Origin of the sequence: Ectothiorhodospira sp. BSL-9, assembly GCF_001632845.1 — a bacterium.
GTDB lineage: Bacteria > Pseudomonadota > Gammaproteobacteria > Ectothiorhodospirales > Ectothiorhodospiraceae > Ectothiorhodospira.
In genome coordinates, this window is the sequence record NZ_CP011994.1 from 2,326,515 (window position 1) to 2,342,563 (window position 16,049).

Sequence of the window (16,049 nt, forward strand, 5' to 3'; positions counted from 1 at the left end):
CGAGGCCATGGCCGCATCCGATCCCATCAACCCGGCCCGCCCCCTGGCCGACCGGATGCGGCCGACGCATCTGGATGAGTACGCCGGACAGCTGCATCTGCTCGCCCCCGGCAAGCCCCTGCGCCGCTCCATCGAGGAGGATCACCTGCACTCCATGGTCTTCTGGGGGCCACCGGGCACCGGCAAGACCACCCTGGCCCGGCTGATCGCCCATTATTGCGGGGCTCGGTTCATCACCCTCTCTGCCGTCCTCAGCGGCGTCAAGGACATCCGTGCCGCCGTGGAACAGGCCCGGGAGACCCAGCAGCAGGCGCACCGACCCACCCTGCTGTTCGTGGATGAGGTGCACCGCTTCAACAAGTCCCAGCAGGATGCCTTTCTGCCCCATGTGGAAGACGGGACCATCGCCTTCATTGGCGCCACCACGGAAAACCCCTCGTTCGAGTTGAACAACGCACTGCTCTCGCGGGTGCGCACCTATGTGCTCAAGAATCTGGAGCAGGCCGACATCCGTGCCATCATCGACCGGGCCCTGGAAGATGCCCAGCGGGGCCTGGGAGACCGTCACCTGCACATGGCCCCGGAGTTGCGGGACCTGCTGGCCCGGATGGCCGACGGCGATGCCCGTCGGGCCCTCAATCTGCTGGAGATCGCCGCCGATCTGGCCCGGGACGAAGGGCAGGGGCCCGTGATCGATCAGACCATCCTGGAGGAGGTTACCAGCCAGGGCCTGCGTCGTTTCGACAAGGGCGGCGAGTTGTTCTACGACCAGATCTCCGCCCTGCATAAATCCGTGCGGGGCAGTGACCCGGATGCGGCACTGTACTGGTTCTGTCGCATGATCGACGGGGGCTGCGATCCTCGCTACCTGGCCCGGCGCATCGTGCGCATGGCCAGCGAGGACATCGGCAACGCCGACCCCCGGGCACTCACCCTGGCCCTGCAGGCCTGGGACACCTTCGATCGTCTGGGCAGTCCGGAAGGCGAGCTGACCCTGGCCCAGGCGGTGATCTATCTGGCCTGCGCCGCCAAGAGCAACGCCGTGTACGTGGCTTACAACACCGCCCTGGAAGATGCCCGCAAGCGCGGTACCCAGGAGGTACCCCTGCACCTGCGCAATGCCCCCACGCGGCTGATGAAGCAGCTGGATTACGGCAAGGGGTATCGCTATGCCCACGACGAGGTGGATGGCTTTGCGGCGGGGGCCTGTTACTTTCCCGAGGGCATGGGTGAGCCCCGGTATTACGAGCCGGTGGAGCGGGGACTGGAGATCCGCATTCGAGAAAAGCTGCTGGATCTGCGGCGGCGGAATCGGGAAAGCCGGTCGTAGGGGCCCCCCTACCGCGTCAACCCCGCATACAGCGTCGGCAACGTCTCCGGCAACCTGGCCACATGGTCCACCACCATATACCGCTTGGCCCCGAAGATCCGTTCCACATAGTCATCCGCATGGGGATCCAGGCTCATGCAGAAGGCGTCCACGCCGTGCCTGGCCACCTCTTCCACCGCATGCCGCGCATCCTGGCGCAGGTATTGGGGATCGCGCACATCCGTATCCGAAGGCTCCCCATCGGTGATGATCAGCATGAGCTTCTTGCGCGTGGGCTGACGCCGCAGCAATTCACCCGCGTGGCGAATCGCCGTGCCCATGCGCGTGGACAGCTGCCCCTTCATGCCCGCCAGGCGACCCTTCACCTTATCGTCGTAGGCCTCCTCGAAGTCCTTGAATCGGAAATACTCCACGTCGTGCCGCCCATCGGAATCAAAGCCATGGATGGCAAACGGGTCGCCGATGCGATCCATGGCGCCGGCCAGCAGGGCGGTGGCCTCCCGGGCCAGTTCCAGGATGGTGCTGTGGGTGCCGCGCACCTGATCATTGGTGGACTCGGACAGGTCGATGAGCACCAGGACCGATAGATCCCGCACCTTGCGCTCGTGGCGGATATGCACCCGAGGGTCGGGCTGGCGCCCCATGCGCAGGTCCACCATGGACTCCACCAGGGCGTTGAGATCCAGATCATCCCCTTCGGGCTGGCGACGATGGCGCTGCATGCCCTGGGGTTGCAGCGCCTCGATGAGGTACTTCAGACGACTGATCAGCGGCTTGTGCTTGTCGGCCACTGCATCAATCACTGCCGGGTCGCCCATCACCGGGCGGCGCTCCAGGAGCGTGCACCAGTGGGGGCGCTCCAGCTGCATCTGGTAGTCCCATTCCTGGTAGTGATAGGGGAGGGAGACCGGCGGCTTGCCCTCCTGCTCATTGAGGCTCAGATCCTCGGAGTCCCGGAAGAACTCGGAGCTCAGGATCAGGATCTGCTGGGCATCGTCGCCGGCGAAGGGCACATCCAGCTCGTTGATCATCTCCATCAGCGAGACATGGATCCGCTCCTGCTGGGGTTGCCCGAGGCGAACGGTATCGAAGTCCTCCTCGGAGCCCAGGGCCCAGATATAGCGGTTGTCATCCCGATAGAGAACGGGGATGTGGTCGTGCACCGAGTGGAAGTCATCGGCATGGGGGAAGTGGGGCGCCAGTTCGAAGGCCAGTTGCCAGGCCAGGCCATGGCGCTCCAGGTCGTCATGGATGGCGGCAAAGGCCTCACGGGCACGCCCAATGAATGGGTGGTCGTCCTGGTAGTCCGGGTCCAGCAGGGCGCGGGCGGTCCGGCCCAGCATGGGGGTGACCGCGTCGCCGTCCTTGGGGCTGCTTGCATGCAAGGGCGCCCAGATCTGGCGCAGGCCGGGGAAGGCATTCATGGCCAGGGTCTCCACCCGGGCGTCCTCGATCAGGCCCACCAGCATCCCGGTGATACCGCCCGGGTTATCGGCAGGCATGCGGGCGCGGCTGTACACCACATGGGCGGCCGCATGGGCGGCGGTGGCCCGATAGATCTGCAGTCCACTGAGGCCGTGCTCGTCGTCGTAGGCATCGGGGACGTGGACGGTGAAGCCTTCGATATAGGGGCGTACACCCTCCTTGGACTCAAAATCGCCACTGGTGGGTCGCAGGAAGAAATCCCGTGCCCACAGGGCCCGCAGGTACATGTTGATGCGTCGGTGTACGTCCACGAACAGGGTGCCGCGGCGCTCCTTCTGGAACACGGACTGGGATTCGGGGGTCTCCAGAGCGAAGTAGGCCACCTGGGCCTTGTAATCGCGCCCATGGACCTTGGCCCCCCACAGGGCCCAGCGGCGCAGGCCGCCCAGGGTGAGATGGGTCAGGAGCACGTCCAGGTGTTCCAGCATGGGGCGGATGCCCCGGGGCGCCTGGGCCACCAGGTTTTCCAGCAGGCCCAGGTAGCGCAGGAACAGATCGGGATCACCCAGGCGCCGCGCCGCAATGGGGCTGGTGGAGATCACCAGGCCCACCACGGCGCCGCTGGTTTTGGAGGAGAGCCTGGCCGAGGCTTCCAGCAGATAGCGCACCGCGTCCTCGCCCAGTTCCCGGGCGACGCTGGGGGCCTCCTGGATGAAGTCGATCACCGGTTCGCTGCCACGACCCAGGCTTTTGAGGGCCACGGCGCCTTCCAGGTAAAAGTTTTTCAGGCCCGAGGGGCTGAAGGTGCGCACCGCCTCCTGCCACGCTGAACCCATCACCTCCTCGGCATGACCTCCCAGGTCATCCAGCAGATCCCGATAATCTTCCAGATCGATGCTCATGGCACTCCACTCCGAGTGGCTCAGAAAAAGGTGGTCACCGCCGCATCCAGCGCGTCGCGCATGTCCGGGTCGTCCGTCAGGGGGCGCACCAGGGCCATGCGGCAGGCGGCTAGGGGGTCTACATCCCGGGCGATCAGGGAGCCGGCGTGGACCAGCATGCGGGTGGAGATGCCTTCGTCCAGACCGTGACCCTTCAGGTTGCGGGCGCGCTCGGCCACGCCCACCAGTTTGCCGGCCACGTCATGGGAGACACCCGTCTCGTGGGAGACGATCTCCTTCTCCACATCGGCCTCCGGATAACCAAAATCCAGAGCGCCGAAACGTTGTTTGGTGGATTGCTTCAAATCCTTCATCAGACTCTGGTAACCCGGGTTGTACGAGATCACCAGCTGAAAATCCTCATGGGCCTCGACCAGTTCCCCTTTCTTCTCCAGGGGCAGAACGCGGCGATTGTCGGTCAGGGGGTGGATCACCACCACGGTGTCCTGCCGGGCCTCCACGACTTCGTCCAGGTAGCAGATGGCACCATGACGTGCAGCCAGGGTGAGGGGGCCGTCCTGCCAGCGGGTGCCGTTGGCATCCAGCAGGTAGCGTCCCACCAGGTCGGAGGCGGTCATGTCCTCGTTACAGGCCACGGTGATCAGGGGCTTGCCCAGCTTCCAGGCCATGTACTCCACAAAACGGGTCTTGCCGCAACCGGTGGGGCCCTTGAGCATCATGGGCATGCGCACGGCATAGGCGGCCTCGTAGAGATCCACCTCGTCGCCCACGGCGCGGTAATAGGGTTCTTGGGTGACCTGATAATCGCGAACGTCTTCGTGCATGGGTGTCTCCTGCTAAGCCCCTCTCCCGCGGGCGGGAGAGGGGGTGGGGTGAGGGCAGGGCGGATGCCCCCGGGCTCAGCCCTTGTGCACCAGCATGGAGGTGCCCTGGCACTGGGCGTAGTTGTCGTAACCGATCAACCGCACCAGGTGACCCGGGTTCTCCTGCTTGCAGGCCTCCACTTCGGCCAGGACGGTGTCCACCGACTGCTCACCGAACATGGGCAGCTTCCACATGTACCAGTAGGAACCGAAGGCGTTCTCGGGCTCGCTGTGCTCGATGGCCGGGTTCCAGCCCTGGTCCACCAGATACTGGATCTGCTGGCGGATCTGCTCGGCGTTCATCTGCGGCAGGTAGGAGAAGGTCTCGTATTTCTGCGACGACTTGAAGCTCTGGATATCAGACATGGTGTCATCCTCTTTCGATCAGGTGGCGGGGCGGCGCTGCGCCGCCCTCGCAAGGGTCAATGAGCGGGTTCGATCAGCGGTGCTGCACGTCCAGCTTGTCCACGGTGTCGAACTCGAACTTGATCTCCTTCCAGGTTTCCATGGCGATCTTGAGTTCGGGGCTGTGGCTGGCGGCGGCAGTGAGGATGTCCTTGCCTTCCTTCTCCAGCTCGCGGCCTTCGTTGCGGGCCTGCACACAGGCTTCCAGAGCCACGCGGTTGGCGGTGGCGCCGGCCGCGTTGCCCCAGGGATGACCCAGGGTGCCGCCGCCGAACTGGAACACGGCGTCGTCACCGAAGATGGCGACCAGTGCCGGCATGTGCCACACGTGGATGCCGCCAGAGGCCACGGCGAAGACGCCAGGCATGGAGCCCCAGTCCTGATCGAAGAAGATGCCGCGGGAGCGGTCTTCCTTGATGTAATCCTCGCGCAGCAGGTCGATCCAGCCCAGGGTGGCATCACGGTCGCCTTCCAGCTTGCCCACCACGGTGCCGGTGTGCAGGTGGTCGCCGCCGGACAGACGCAGGATCTTGGCCAGCACCCGGAAGTGGATACCGTGGCGCGGATGACGGTCCATGACCGCGTGCATGGCGCGGTGGATGTGCAGCAGCATGCCGTTTTCGCGGCACCAGTTGGCCAGGCCGGTGTTGGCGCAGAAACCGCCGGTGATGTAGTCGTGCATGATGATGGGGGCACCGATTTCCTTGGCGTACTCGGCGCGCTTGTACATCTCTTCCGGCGTGGGGGCGGTCACGTTCAGGTAGTGGCCCTTGCGCTCGCCGGTTTCCTGCTCCGCCTTGTCGATGGCTTCCATGACGAAGTCGAAACGCTGGCGCCAGCGCATGAACGGCTGGGAGTTCACGTTCTCGTCGTCCTTGGTGAAGTCCAGACCACCGCGCAGGCACTCATACACGGCCCGGCCATAGTTCTTGGCAGACAGGCCCAGCTTGGGCTTGATGGTGCAGCCCAGCAGGCCGCGGCCATACTTGTTCATGATGTCGCGTTCCACCTGGATGCCGTGCGGAGGACCACCGCAGGTCTTCACATAGGCAATGGGGAAGCGCACGTCTTCCAGACGCAGGGTGCGCACGGCCTTGAAGCCGAACACGTTGCCCACCAGGGAGGTGAACACGTTGACCACCGAGCCTTCCTCAAACAGGTCGATGGGGTAGGCGATGAAGGCATAGAAGCACTCATCGTCACCGGGCACATCCTCGATCTTGTAGGCGCGGCCCTTGTAGTAGTCCATGTCGGTGAGCAGGTCGGTCCACACCGTGGTCCAGGTGCCGGTGGAGGACTCGGCGGCCACGGCGGCGGCAGCCTCTTCGCGATCCACACCCGGCTGCGGGGTGATCTTGAACACCGCCAGGATGTCGGTATCGCGGGGGGTATACTCCGGGGTCCAGTACGTCTGGCGGTAGTCTTTTACACCAGCACTGTAGGTCTTAACGGCCATCGTCGACTCCTTTGATTTTTTAGGTTCTGTCGCCCCCCTGCCGGCGGCGCCGGTGTAGGGTGCGTAACAAGTCTGCTTCGACGTGAGAAAGACTACAATAAGTGCGGGTATAATTAATAATCAATTGTTGTGATTGTTTGGATAACCTATAGGTTATGCAGGAGGGCGCAACAACCCGCCAGCCCGACCGACAGGTATCGGGCGCGGGGAGCAAGGCGGGATCCGGCAGGGTGTGAGCGGTTACAGCGAGCGATTGGATGCCGACTGGGCCACTTTCCCCAGTACCACCGAGCCGGCGGCTGGCCGGCGCTGCACGCTGGGGTCCACCTGGGTGGTGGTTTTTTGGGGGGTGACGGGCACCGTATCCACTCCCAGCAGGGGGGCCAGATCACCCCCGTGTGGCCGGGCAGGTTGTCCAGGCGCTCATAAAAGTTGCCATTGGCCTGGTTATGGGCCAGCAGCCAGGCTCGAAAACGCTGGAAAAGCTTTTTGTCCACCTGGCCCGGCTCCTTCCAGAAACCATTCAGGGCGCCTTGATGGGTGAGCCCGGGCATGTGATAGACGGGGTCCCCCAGCACACACACGGGGGTGCCATGCAGGATCGATGACAGGCCCACGGTGCTATTGATCACCACGGTGCCCCGGGCATGGTCCAGCAGTTTGGGCAGATGCAGGTCGTGTACGTAGAACACCCGGTCGGCCACGCCCTGGTCCTGTGCCAGTCGCTTGATCAGGCGGGTGTAGTCGGTGTAACCCCGATCCAGTGGATGGTGCTTGAACACCAGTCGATGCCCCGCTGGCGCGCTCTCCACGAAGGAGCGCAGCACCACACCAATGAATTCCTCAATGCTTTCGAAATCCGAATGCACGGTGATCTGGGCATCGTTGTGGGTTTGCAGGGGCACCAGGAAAAAGGGTGGGGCATCCGGCGCCAGGATCTGCTGCTCCGACGGCGCTTCAAGCCGCGAAAAGTGGAGCTTGCGCGCCGCTCCACGGCACCAGTAAAACGCTTCCTTGAAGGGGTTCAATGAGCGATGATGCCGATACCGGGGGAACCGCCAGGCCAGAAAGAAATTCCACAGGGCAAAGGAGACCGCAAACGTGGCTGACCATGCAAAAGCGTGACGTGTGTGTTGCTTGACGGCCTGCTCTACCGAATGGTCGGGGAATCGTCGGTAGACCTCCGGGTCGCGGGGCAGGGACGAGAAGCTGTTTACGCCGTCACGTTCCAGGGTGATATGGTCGGGGCGCAAATAGCCCTCTTCGAAGACGTAGAGCCGCGTCTTCATGAACCGGATCAGGTGGGGCACCACCCGGTGGTAGGGGCGGCAGTCGCCAAAGAGCATCACCGCATCATAGCGCTGCCGGGTGAGCAGGCCCGAGAGGAAGTCCGGCCATTGGTCGAAGCTGCCCCGAAAGGGAATGGCGTCGCGCGGATAAAAGAGCTGGTCACCGGCGCAGAAATTGACCTTGTCCACCCGCGCACCAACCGCCTCGAGGTCCTTCTTCAGGCGCCAGAAAAAAGGACCCATGGGGCCCTGCAACAGCAGAATCCGCTTCCCGGAAAAATGCGACAGCACAACGTCCCCTCGGCCTTCGAGATGAAATACAATCCCTTCGCGGGACATCTTCAGTCCCGGTCTTAACAATGGTCAAATTCTAGCACTAAAACCTTCCATCAACGGGCGAGCCCTTCGTTTTGTGACATCCATCCACCACTGCGGGTGGGGCAGAGAACCGTGCCCGCGCCCGGGTGTGCAGTTGCTCGCGAAGGGGGCCGTTGTCAGCCAGCGCAAGAAGGGCCTCGATCCAGGCTTGTGGCTTCATGGGCAGTACCCACCCATCCTCACCGTGGCGCACATGCTCGCCACAGGCGGAATCGGCCGCATAGATCCCCACTGCACCCGCCCGGGTAATGTCGAAGACCTTGGTGTGGGAGCGGGCGGCATTGAAAGGGTTTGGCAACTGCGGTGCCAGGCCGATATCCCGTCCCGGCTGGGCCAGAAAGGCCTGGTAGGCGGGCCACTTCATGGGATGGATCACCGTCACCCTGGGTAGCCGGCGAAACTGCCGATAGACTGCCTGCCCCCCCACAATCTCGAAACTTACCCGCTCATCTCTCTGTAACACCTCAGCCATGACGGGATACAGCCAGCGGATCTCCGCCCCGTGGGAGGCCGAGCCATGGTAGAACACCCGGCAGCCGGGCTCAGGTAATGGAATGGGGGCGGGCTCCACGAGGCGGGGATGCCACTCGGCATACTTGGTCTGCAGATGGGGGGTGGACACCCACAACGCGGCGTCGATCTGCCTGAGCCAGGCACGATGACGCGCCCCCAGGCGCCACAGCTTGGCCCGGTAACGCCAGGGCATGCCAGCGGCGGCCCTGGGGTCCAGCACATCGTCATCCATGAACAGCACCACCCCCGCCAATTCCCCCCGCGCCGCCTCCACGGCCCGTCGCCAGGCGGGAGGCACATAGCGCACAAACACCACCCAGGCCCCACTCAGGGTCTCGCTGGACGGCACCTCCCCGAAACCGACCCGCTCAACCCTTTCCCCCAGCTGTTGTACAGCCGGCAAGACGAAGAAATCCGATGAGGGATTCGGTTGTTCCTCCACGACAAAGATCATGACCGAATCATGGCGACCTATGGCCCAATTTCCCGATACTCCCGCAACGTCAACGCCAGCTGACTCTGCCAGTCCGGTAGCGTGAGCCCCAGGTCCTTTTCCAGGCGGGTCACGTCCAGGCGGGAATTCAACGGCCGACGCGCCGGTGTGGGGTACTCAGCGGTGGGGATGCCGGCCACCTGCTCCGAGGTGATCGTCAGGGGCATCTCCAACAGCTGGGCCACACGGAAGATCTCCGCCGCAAACCCCCGCCAGCTCGTCTCGCCCCGGGGCGCCAGGTGATACACCCCCGACAGCGGCTGCCCCAGCCGCTGCCGATACAGCGCCAGCAAGGTCATCTGCGCAATCAGCCTGGCGGGCGTGGGCGCGCCGATCTGGTCATCCACCACCTTCAGGGAATCCCGCTCCGCGCCCAGGCGCAGCATGGTTTTCATGAAGTTATGCCCCCGGGCACCGTACACCCAGCTGGTGCGAAAGATCAGATGCGACGCCCCGCTGGCCACCACGGCCTCATCCCCGGCCAGCTTGCTCTCCCCATACACCGACAAGGGCCCCGTGGCGTCTTCCTCCCGCCACGGGGCCTCGCCATGACCGGGATACACATAATCACTGGAATAGTGCACCAGCGGGATACCGGCGATGGCGGCATAACGGGCCAGTTGCTCAGGCAACCGGGCATTGAGGTCAAAGGCGGCCTCGCGCTCTGTTTCGGCGGCGTCCACTGCCGTCCAGGCCGCGGCATTCACGATCAGCTCCGGTCGGGTTGCGCGCAGCGCCCCCGCCAGGCCATCCGCATCCCCCAGATCCAGCTGCCCCCGCAACGGCGCGATCACCGTGCCCAGCGGCGCCAGCGCCCGATGCAGTTCAAACCCGACCTGGCCGGTCGATCCCAGTAGCAGGATTGTCATGCGCCCACTCCCAATCGCTCCCCTCGATAACTGCCATCCAGCACCCGCTGCCACCAATCCTGGTTCTGCAGATACCAGGCCACCGTCTTGCGCAACCCGCTCTCGAAGGTCTCCCTGGGCACCCAGCCCAGTTCCCGTTCGATCTTGCCGGCATCGATGGCATAGCGCCGGTCATGGCCGGGGCGGTCCTGCACGAAGGTGATCAGATCGCGATAATGCCCGTCGGCCGCCGGTGGGCGTAGTTCCTGCAACAGATCGCAGAGGGTCTCCACCACCTCCAGATTGGTCTTCTCGTTATGTCCGCCGATGTTGTACGTCTCGCCCACCGCGCCGCCGGTGGCCACCTGGATCAGCGCCCGAGCGTGATCCTCCACGTACAGCCAGTCGCGGATCTGACCCCCGTCGCCATACACCGGCAGGGGCTTGCCCGCCAGGGCGTTGAGGATCATCAGCGGGATCAGCTTCTCGGGGAAGTGATAGGGGCCATAGTTATTGCTGCAGTTGGTGACCAGGGTCGGCAGGCCATAGGTACGCTGCCAGGCCCGCACCAGGTGATCCGAACCGGCCTTGCTGGCGGAGTAGGGCGAACTGGGGGCATAGGGCGTGGACTCGGTGAACAACGCCTCCGAGCCTTCCAGATCCCCGTAGACCTCGTCAGTGGAGATGTGGTGAAAACGAAATCCCCGGGCCCGTTCCGGCTCGTCCGTCAGCAACCCCTTCCAATAGGCCCGCGCCGCCTCCAGCAGCACATAGGTGCCCACCAGATTGGTTTCCACAAAGGCCGCCGGCCCGTCGATGGACCGATCCACATGACTCTCCGCCGCCAGGTGCATCACCACATCCGGCTGATACTCGGCAAAGGACGCCGCCATGGCCGGCGCATCGCAGATATCCGCCTGGATGAACCGATAACGCGCATCATCCGCCACCGGCGCCACCGACTCCAGATTCCCCGCATAGGTGAGCTTGTCCACATTCACCACCCGATGGGGCGTGTGCTGAATCAACTCCCGCACCACCGCCGAGCCAATGAATCCGGCACCGCCGGTCACCAGAAACGTTTTCACCATCACTCAAACACCTCCGCCTTGGCCAGAGGCACCCCCTGGCGGTCCTTATCAGAAAGCAGGGGTGGCTCCTCCAGGGGCCACTCAATCCCGATCTCCGGGTCATCCCAGGCAATGCAGCGTTCGCACCCCGGGGCGTAATAATCCGTGGTCTTGTAGAGAAACTCCGCCGTCGCGCTCAGGGTGACAAAGGCATGGGCAAAGCCCGGGGGGATCCACAGCTGCTGACGGTTTTCAGCAGAGAGCACCTCACCCGCCCACTGCCCGAACGTGGGCGAGCCGCGCCGGATGTCCACCGCCACATCAAACACCTTACCCTGCACCACCCGCACCAGTTTACCCTGGGCATGGGGCGGCAATTGGTAATGCAGACCCCGGAGCACCCCCCGCGCCGACCGGGAGTGGTTATCCTGCACAAACGTGGCCTTGCAGCCCGTGGCGGCCTCAAAGGCCCGGGCATTGAAACTCTCGAAGAAAAACCCCCGATCATCGCCAAACACCCTGGGGGTGAGGCGGAACAAGCCGGGGAGGGCGAGTGGTTCGGCTTTCATGAGGGCCCTTGATTGAGGATAGTGGCCGGAATATACCGACGATGGTGGCTGTTGGCTAATGCCCCAGGCAGGGGCTGGATGGGGCATGCTTCCAAGTTACGGGGCGGGTTGAGGGCCGGCGCATGGTAAAATAATGCAGTCCTGACCCGCGACCCTGAAGTGAGTTGGGATGCCCGCATCTGGAAAGATCAGCGCAGCGAAGCAGGGCGCATGATTCAGGTATGGGGGGTGAATCCTGCCGCAGAACATGGCCACGAGGATCTGAGTGAGAACAACACTGGAACGCTTGACGGAAATGGCATCGGCCGACAGGGAAATTGCCGTGCTATGGCTTTATGGCTCCCGTGCGAAAAATACCGCGACCGAGACGAGCGACTACGACTTGGCGGTTGCCTTCCGCACCCCTGAAAAACGTCCCTTGGAGCGGCGTCTGAGGCCTGAGCTACTAGCCCAGCAGTGGCGGAATCAGCTCGACCTCGCGGAGGACATGCTCTCGGTTGTCGATATCAATCAGGCACCCATTCCGCTGGCCATGGTGATTATTCGCACAGGAAGGGTTCTGCAGGTCAACGATGCCCTGCGTCTGGCTCGTGAAGAGAACCGGATCAGTTCAATGTGGGAGCTTGATTACCAGTTCCATGTGCGAAAATTTGCCGCCTCTGACACCCAGGAGCCTGACTGTGGAAATCGAGTACGTACACGCCATGCGGGAGCATCTGGCCACTCTGGCTGAAGAACTTGAGCAGCTTCACGCATTGAGTCAGGCGCCGCAGGGCCTGTCGCCCCTGATATATCGTGCGGCAGAGCGCAACCTGCAACTATTGACGGAGGCCTGCATAGGGATTGCCAAACAGAGGTTGAACATTTCCCCGCGCATTCCCCCTGCTAGGCGTTAGCCAGGAGGGGGTCAAGCGGGGTTTCTTTTGAGGGGTTTGGTGCCTTGTGATTCCACGTAGGCCCGAACCGTCTCCAGGGATGCCCCACCGACAGAGCCAACGTAATAGGCGCGGTGCCAAAACATCGGTTTCCAATAAAACGCCGCCAAGTGCTCGGCAAAACGATTGCGGGCGCGGCGGGCGCTATGCAGCTTAATGTCATAAACGGCGTGAGAATATTATTTTGTAGTGCTTTCCATGGTTGCGCCTTGGTGGTTTTCATGGAACGATAGCAGGCATGGGCATGATCGGACATCGCTTTCGTTGCTATCCCGGTCGCCAGCAGGAAAATATCCTGCTGCGTTGGATTGGATGTCAGCGATTCATCTATAACAGCAAGGTCAGAGAAGACCGTTATTTTCGTGCCTTCGCCCGAAGAGCCTTGTCGCTGACCGGGCAAAAACCACCCATCGACCAACAATACAGCCAGTTCATCGGACCCGATACGGCGTGGTTGCGGGAGGTGCCCTCCCAGGTATTGCGCAATGGCGCGGTAAGATGGAAACAAGCCTACAGTCGCTTCTTCCAGAAATTATCCGGTCGCCCAACAATTCATGGAAAAGGCGGCGAACAAGGCGTCTGGCTGACGCGGGAGTTATTTGCTTTCGAGGATGATGGCGAAGGGGGTTATCACCTTCGGGTCGGCACGAAAAAGCACCCGCTCGGTCGGTTGCGCTATGTCGCGGATCGGCCTCATACATTGCCCGCATCCATCGTCATCAGCATCAACGCCGGTCAGTGGCATGTGTCATTTGCCACCGAGGATGACGTGATCTATCCAAAGCCCGCCGAGATCCAGGCCGAGTTATCGCAGTGGGATGAGGCTTCATTGTACGCGGCCACCATCGGCGTGGATCGCGGCGTGGCGGTGCCTGCCTACGCCAGCACGGGATCGGTGTATGCCTTCGACCCGGTGCAAAAGCAGCGAATGGCCCGCAAGGAACGCCAGCGCCTTCGCTGGCAGCGTCGGATGGCGCGACGTGCCAAGGGCTCATCCGGCTGGCACAAGGCCAAAAAGCGCGTGGCCCGCACCCACACCTACGCCAACAACGTGCGCAAGGACTTTGCCCATAAGGTCAGCCATGACCTTGTGACCACGTCGGGGGTGAGGATGGTGGTCATGGAAGACCTCAAGGTGGCCTCCATGAGTCGTCGCCCGAAGGCGAAGACCGACGAACGGGGGCGCCACGCACCCAACGGTGCCCGCGCCAAGGCGGGGCTCAACAAGGGCATCCTCCATAGCGTCTGGGGCAGGATCAGAACCTATGCCCATTACAAGGCACCGAGAAATAACGTGCTGTTTCTCGTGGTGCCGCCGCACCATAGCTCGCAGGAATGTGCCGTTTGCGGCCACATTCATCCCGACAATCGGCCCAGTCAGAGCCGATTTGTCTGTCAACGCTGCGGGCAGATCGATCATGCCGACCACAACGCCAGCCGGGTGATTGCCCGACGCGGCGTCACAGCGGTGATCGGTCAGTGCAATTCCCATCAACAGGTAGGGGCGGTGCGCCCCGAACCGCCGTCCCCGGACGGCTATGCCGGTGGAGATCAGGGTAAGCCGCAGAAGGGCAAGCGCCCAACTGCGCACAGATCATCGAAACCGGAAACCATGCCTACAACCGCGCAAGCGGTTTAGGGATGGTAGTTCATGTCTCTTGGCATGACTGTGCCCAGCGACGCCCGTCAGGCCTTTGCCAAACTGCAAGCGCTTGGACACGACGCGAGCGGCACGCCCTGGAGCAAGGTGATCGGGCTGCGCAATGCTCTGGTACATGACTACCTGAATCTGGATGCCAACATTGTGTTGGATATCATCCGGCAGCGTCACTACCAACAGCTGATCGATTTCTCCTCTGCACAATTGGGAAAATATTGAAGCAATTTCCCGATACTCCCGCAACGGCGGATAGTCTCGAAGCCTTGCTGGGCAAGCACTGATCCGAGAACATGAGCGACTCCGCGCCGCTACCACTCAATCACATTCGGACCAATGAGCACTTCAAATATCCAACAGGTACTCAACCAAGGCACCCACGGCCAATACCCGGTCCCCATCGACGGTGGGTATCGCGAGGTGCCCATCGCGCGCATCCCCATCGAGAGCCTGCTCTACCGGCCGCAAAATGGCCGCATCGCCGTGGAAAAGCGTGCCCGCATCCGCGCATTGGATCTTCCGGAAGACTTCTTCGACCAGCCCGCCGACACCCCCAAGGTCCAGGAAGTGCTTGAGCAACTCCTGCTGGAGATCGCCCAGGACCCCCGCGGCCCCATTCACCAGGAACTCGCGCGCACGGCTAAACAGACCGAACCGCTGCTCATCAACCACCATGGCGTCGTGATCAACGGCAACCGTCGTCTGGCCGCCATGCGCGATCTTCACCGACAGGATCCAAAGCGCTACGCGGACTTCAGCACCGTACTGGCCGGCGTTCTGCCGGAAGATTTCGACGAATCAGCCGAAGAGCGCATCGAGGCCGCCCTGCAAATGGCCCCGGAAACCAAACTGGGCTATGGCTGGATTCATCGCCGGCTCAAGCTGCGTCGCCAACGCGATGAGTTGGGCATCCCCGAGGCACAGATCATCGACGCCTATCGCCTGGAGGGCAGGGAGCAGCTGGAAATCGAACTGGGCGAACTGGCCCTGGCCGAAGTTTTCCTCAAGGACCTTCTGGAAGACCCGAAGGCCTACGAGCGCATCGCCGACGCCGAGGTTCTGTTCACAGGCCTGCACGCCCGCCTTGGCGAACTCAAGGAGCCGCTCATCGACGTCTGGCGGGCCGCCGGCTTTGCCATGATCGGTGCCCGGGATGCGCTGGACGTCCGCCTGGACACCTACTATCCCTTCGTTGCGCCCAAACCGCACTACGCGCCCACGGTGGTGGCTCAGCGCCTGGGCGGCGCCCTGGATCTATGGCCCATGCCCGAGCGGGGCGACGACCGTGCCAAACTCAAAAAACGCCAGGCCGAACGCCTGACCACCGTGCTGGCCAACCCGGACCTGGCCCGTGACCATGCCAGCCTTCTGGTGGAAGCCCTGGATCGTCTGGGCATGGAATTTCGCGCCGCCCGCGCCCCCGGCATGGCCCTGCAACGCCTCAAGCAGGCCAGCGAACTGCTGGGTGAACTCTCCCTGGACGACCTGTCCCCGGGCCAGCTCCGAGAGGTACAAAGACACCTCAGCGCCCTGGAACACCATGCCCACGCCCTTCTGGAAGAAACCCATGGCCGCCGTGAGCCCGGGCAGACCTTCTCCGATATCACCGCATCCACCCGCCCCCTCAAACATCGTCTGGGCGACGCCCTTCGTCGCTTGCGGGGGCGATAGCCACTCAGGTCGACATCCCGTTCCAATGGCGTTCAGGATCAGCGGGATCAGCTCATCGGGGAAGTGATCAGGATCATCCTCAGTGGCAGCAGCGGCCCTTGTGGGAGCGGGCCTCGCCCGCGAAGGCGGTGGGCACCTTGGCATGGGCCAGGGCGCTGCTGGCGCGGCGCATCGCCGGCGAGGCCAGCTCCCACGGGGGCTGGGGCTCCGGAAGTTCCCAGCGCTGTTACAATAATCACCGCCTA

General features: G+C 63.0%; 14 protein-coding genes and 1 pseudogene. 5 read left to right on the forward strand and 10 right to left on the reverse strand.

What is annotated here, in order from left to right; translation table 11 throughout:
* The first annotated feature begins 7 nt into the window (after nt 1-7).
* Nucleotides 8-1,330: a replication-associated recombination protein A gene (locus tag ECTOBSL9_RS10925; RefSeq protein WP_063465077.1), complete on the forward strand. Its 1,323-nt coding sequence runs from the start codon at nt 8-10 to the stop codon at nt 1,328-1,330.
* 8 nt (nt 1,331-1,338) lie between these two features.
* Here the strand turns inward: ECTOBSL9_RS10925 and ECTOBSL9_RS10930 are convergent, their stop codons facing one another.
* The 9 genes from ECTOBSL9_RS10930 to rfbC form a co-directional block, all read right to left on the reverse strand.
* Nucleotides 1,339-3,657, reverse strand: a complete 2,319-nt coding sequence (locus tag ECTOBSL9_RS10930; protein WP_063465078.1) for a nitric oxide reductase activation protein NorD — start codon at nt 3,655-3,657, stop codon at nt 1,339-1,341.
* Between the two features lie 20 nt (nt 3,658-3,677).
* A complete protein-coding gene (locus tag ECTOBSL9_RS10935; protein ID WP_063465079.1) occupies nt 3,678-4,481 on the reverse strand; it encodes a CbbQ/NirQ/NorQ/GpvN family protein in 804 nt (267 codons plus the stop codon).
* Between the two features lie 75 nt (nt 4,482-4,556).
* Nucleotides 4,557-4,886 (reverse strand): ribulose bisphosphate carboxylase small subunit, encoded by a 330-nt coding sequence (locus tag ECTOBSL9_RS10940; protein ID WP_063465080.1) that lies wholly within the window; start codon nt 4,884-4,886, stop codon nt 4,557-4,559.
* Nucleotides 4,887-4,959: 73 nt separating this feature from the next.
* Entirely contained in the window at nt 4,960-6,381 is a 1,422-nt protein-coding gene (locus ECTOBSL9_RS10945; RefSeq protein ID WP_063465081.1) for a form I ribulose bisphosphate carboxylase large subunit, read from the reverse strand.
* 146 nt (nt 6,382-6,527) lie between these two features.
* Nucleotides 6,528-7,913, reverse strand: a complete 1,386-nt coding sequence (locus ECTOBSL9_RS10950; protein WP_168161552.1) for a capsule biosynthesis protein — start codon at nt 7,911-7,913, stop codon at nt 6,528-6,530.
* Between the two features lie 133 nt (nt 7,914-8,046).
* Nucleotides 8,047-9,015 (reverse strand): hypothetical protein, encoded by a 969-nt coding sequence (locus ECTOBSL9_RS10955; protein WP_063465083.1) that lies wholly within the window; start codon nt 9,013-9,015, stop codon nt 8,047-8,049.
* Nucleotides 9,016-9,032: 17 nt separating this feature from the next.
* A complete protein-coding gene (rfbD, locus tag ECTOBSL9_RS10960; RefSeq protein ID WP_063465084.1) occupies nt 9,033-9,923 on the reverse strand; it encodes a dTDP-4-dehydrorhamnose reductase in 891 nt (296 codons plus the stop codon).
* Nucleotides 9,920-10,993 carry a dTDP-glucose 4,6-dehydratase gene (gene rfbB / locus ECTOBSL9_RS10965; RefSeq protein ID WP_371258975.1) on the reverse strand — a complete coding sequence of 358 codons (1,074 nt, stop codon included), beginning with the start codon at nt 10,991-10,993 and terminating at the stop codon, nt 9,920-9,922. Before rfbB ends, rfbD begins: the two co-directional genes overlap by 4 nt.
* Nucleotides 10,993-11,541 carry a dTDP-4-dehydrorhamnose 3,5-epimerase gene (gene rfbC, locus ECTOBSL9_RS10970; RefSeq protein ID WP_063465086.1) on the reverse strand — a complete coding sequence of 183 codons (549 nt, stop codon included), beginning with the start codon at nt 11,539-11,541 and terminating at the stop codon, nt 10,993-10,995. The genes rfbB and rfbC overlap by 1 nt, the downstream gene beginning before the upstream one ends.
* A 265-nt stretch (nt 11,542-11,806) precedes the next feature.
* On the opposite strand from rfbC, the gene ECTOBSL9_RS10975 reads away from it, so the two are divergent.
* Nucleotides 11,807-12,274, forward strand: a complete 468-nt coding sequence (locus ECTOBSL9_RS10975; protein WP_205631959.1) for a nucleotidyltransferase domain-containing protein — start codon at nt 11,807-11,809, stop codon at nt 12,272-12,274.
* 174 nt (nt 12,275-12,448) lie between these two features.
* Here the strand turns inward: ECTOBSL9_RS10975 and ECTOBSL9_RS17840 are convergent.
* Nucleotides 12,449-12,640: pseudogene (locus tag ECTOBSL9_RS17840) on the reverse strand (transposase); the annotation flags it as partial.
* An 80-nt stretch (nt 12,641-12,720) separates the two neighbouring features.
* Between ECTOBSL9_RS17840 and ECTOBSL9_RS10980 the strand changes: the two are divergent.
* The 3 genes from ECTOBSL9_RS10980 (at nt 12,721) to ECTOBSL9_RS10990 (ending at nt 15,804) form a co-directional block, all read left to right on the forward strand.
* Nucleotides 12,721-14,115, forward strand: coding sequence for a transposase (locus ECTOBSL9_RS10980; protein WP_240480961.1), 1,395 nt, complete (start codon nt 12,721-12,723; stop codon nt 14,113-14,115).
* Between the two features lie 12 nt (nt 14,116-14,127).
* Complete coding sequence (locus tag ECTOBSL9_RS10985) at nt 14,128-14,355, forward strand: HepT-like ribonuclease domain-containing protein (RefSeq protein WP_082829878.1); 228 nt, start codon at nt 14,128-14,130, stop codon at nt 14,353-14,355.
* A 114-nt stretch (nt 14,356-14,469) separates the two neighbouring features.
* A complete protein-coding gene (locus ECTOBSL9_RS10990) occupies nt 14,470-15,804 on the forward strand; it encodes a hypothetical protein (RefSeq protein WP_063465090.1) in 1,335 nt (444 codons plus the stop codon).
* Nucleotides 15,805-16,049: the final 245 nt, after the last annotated feature.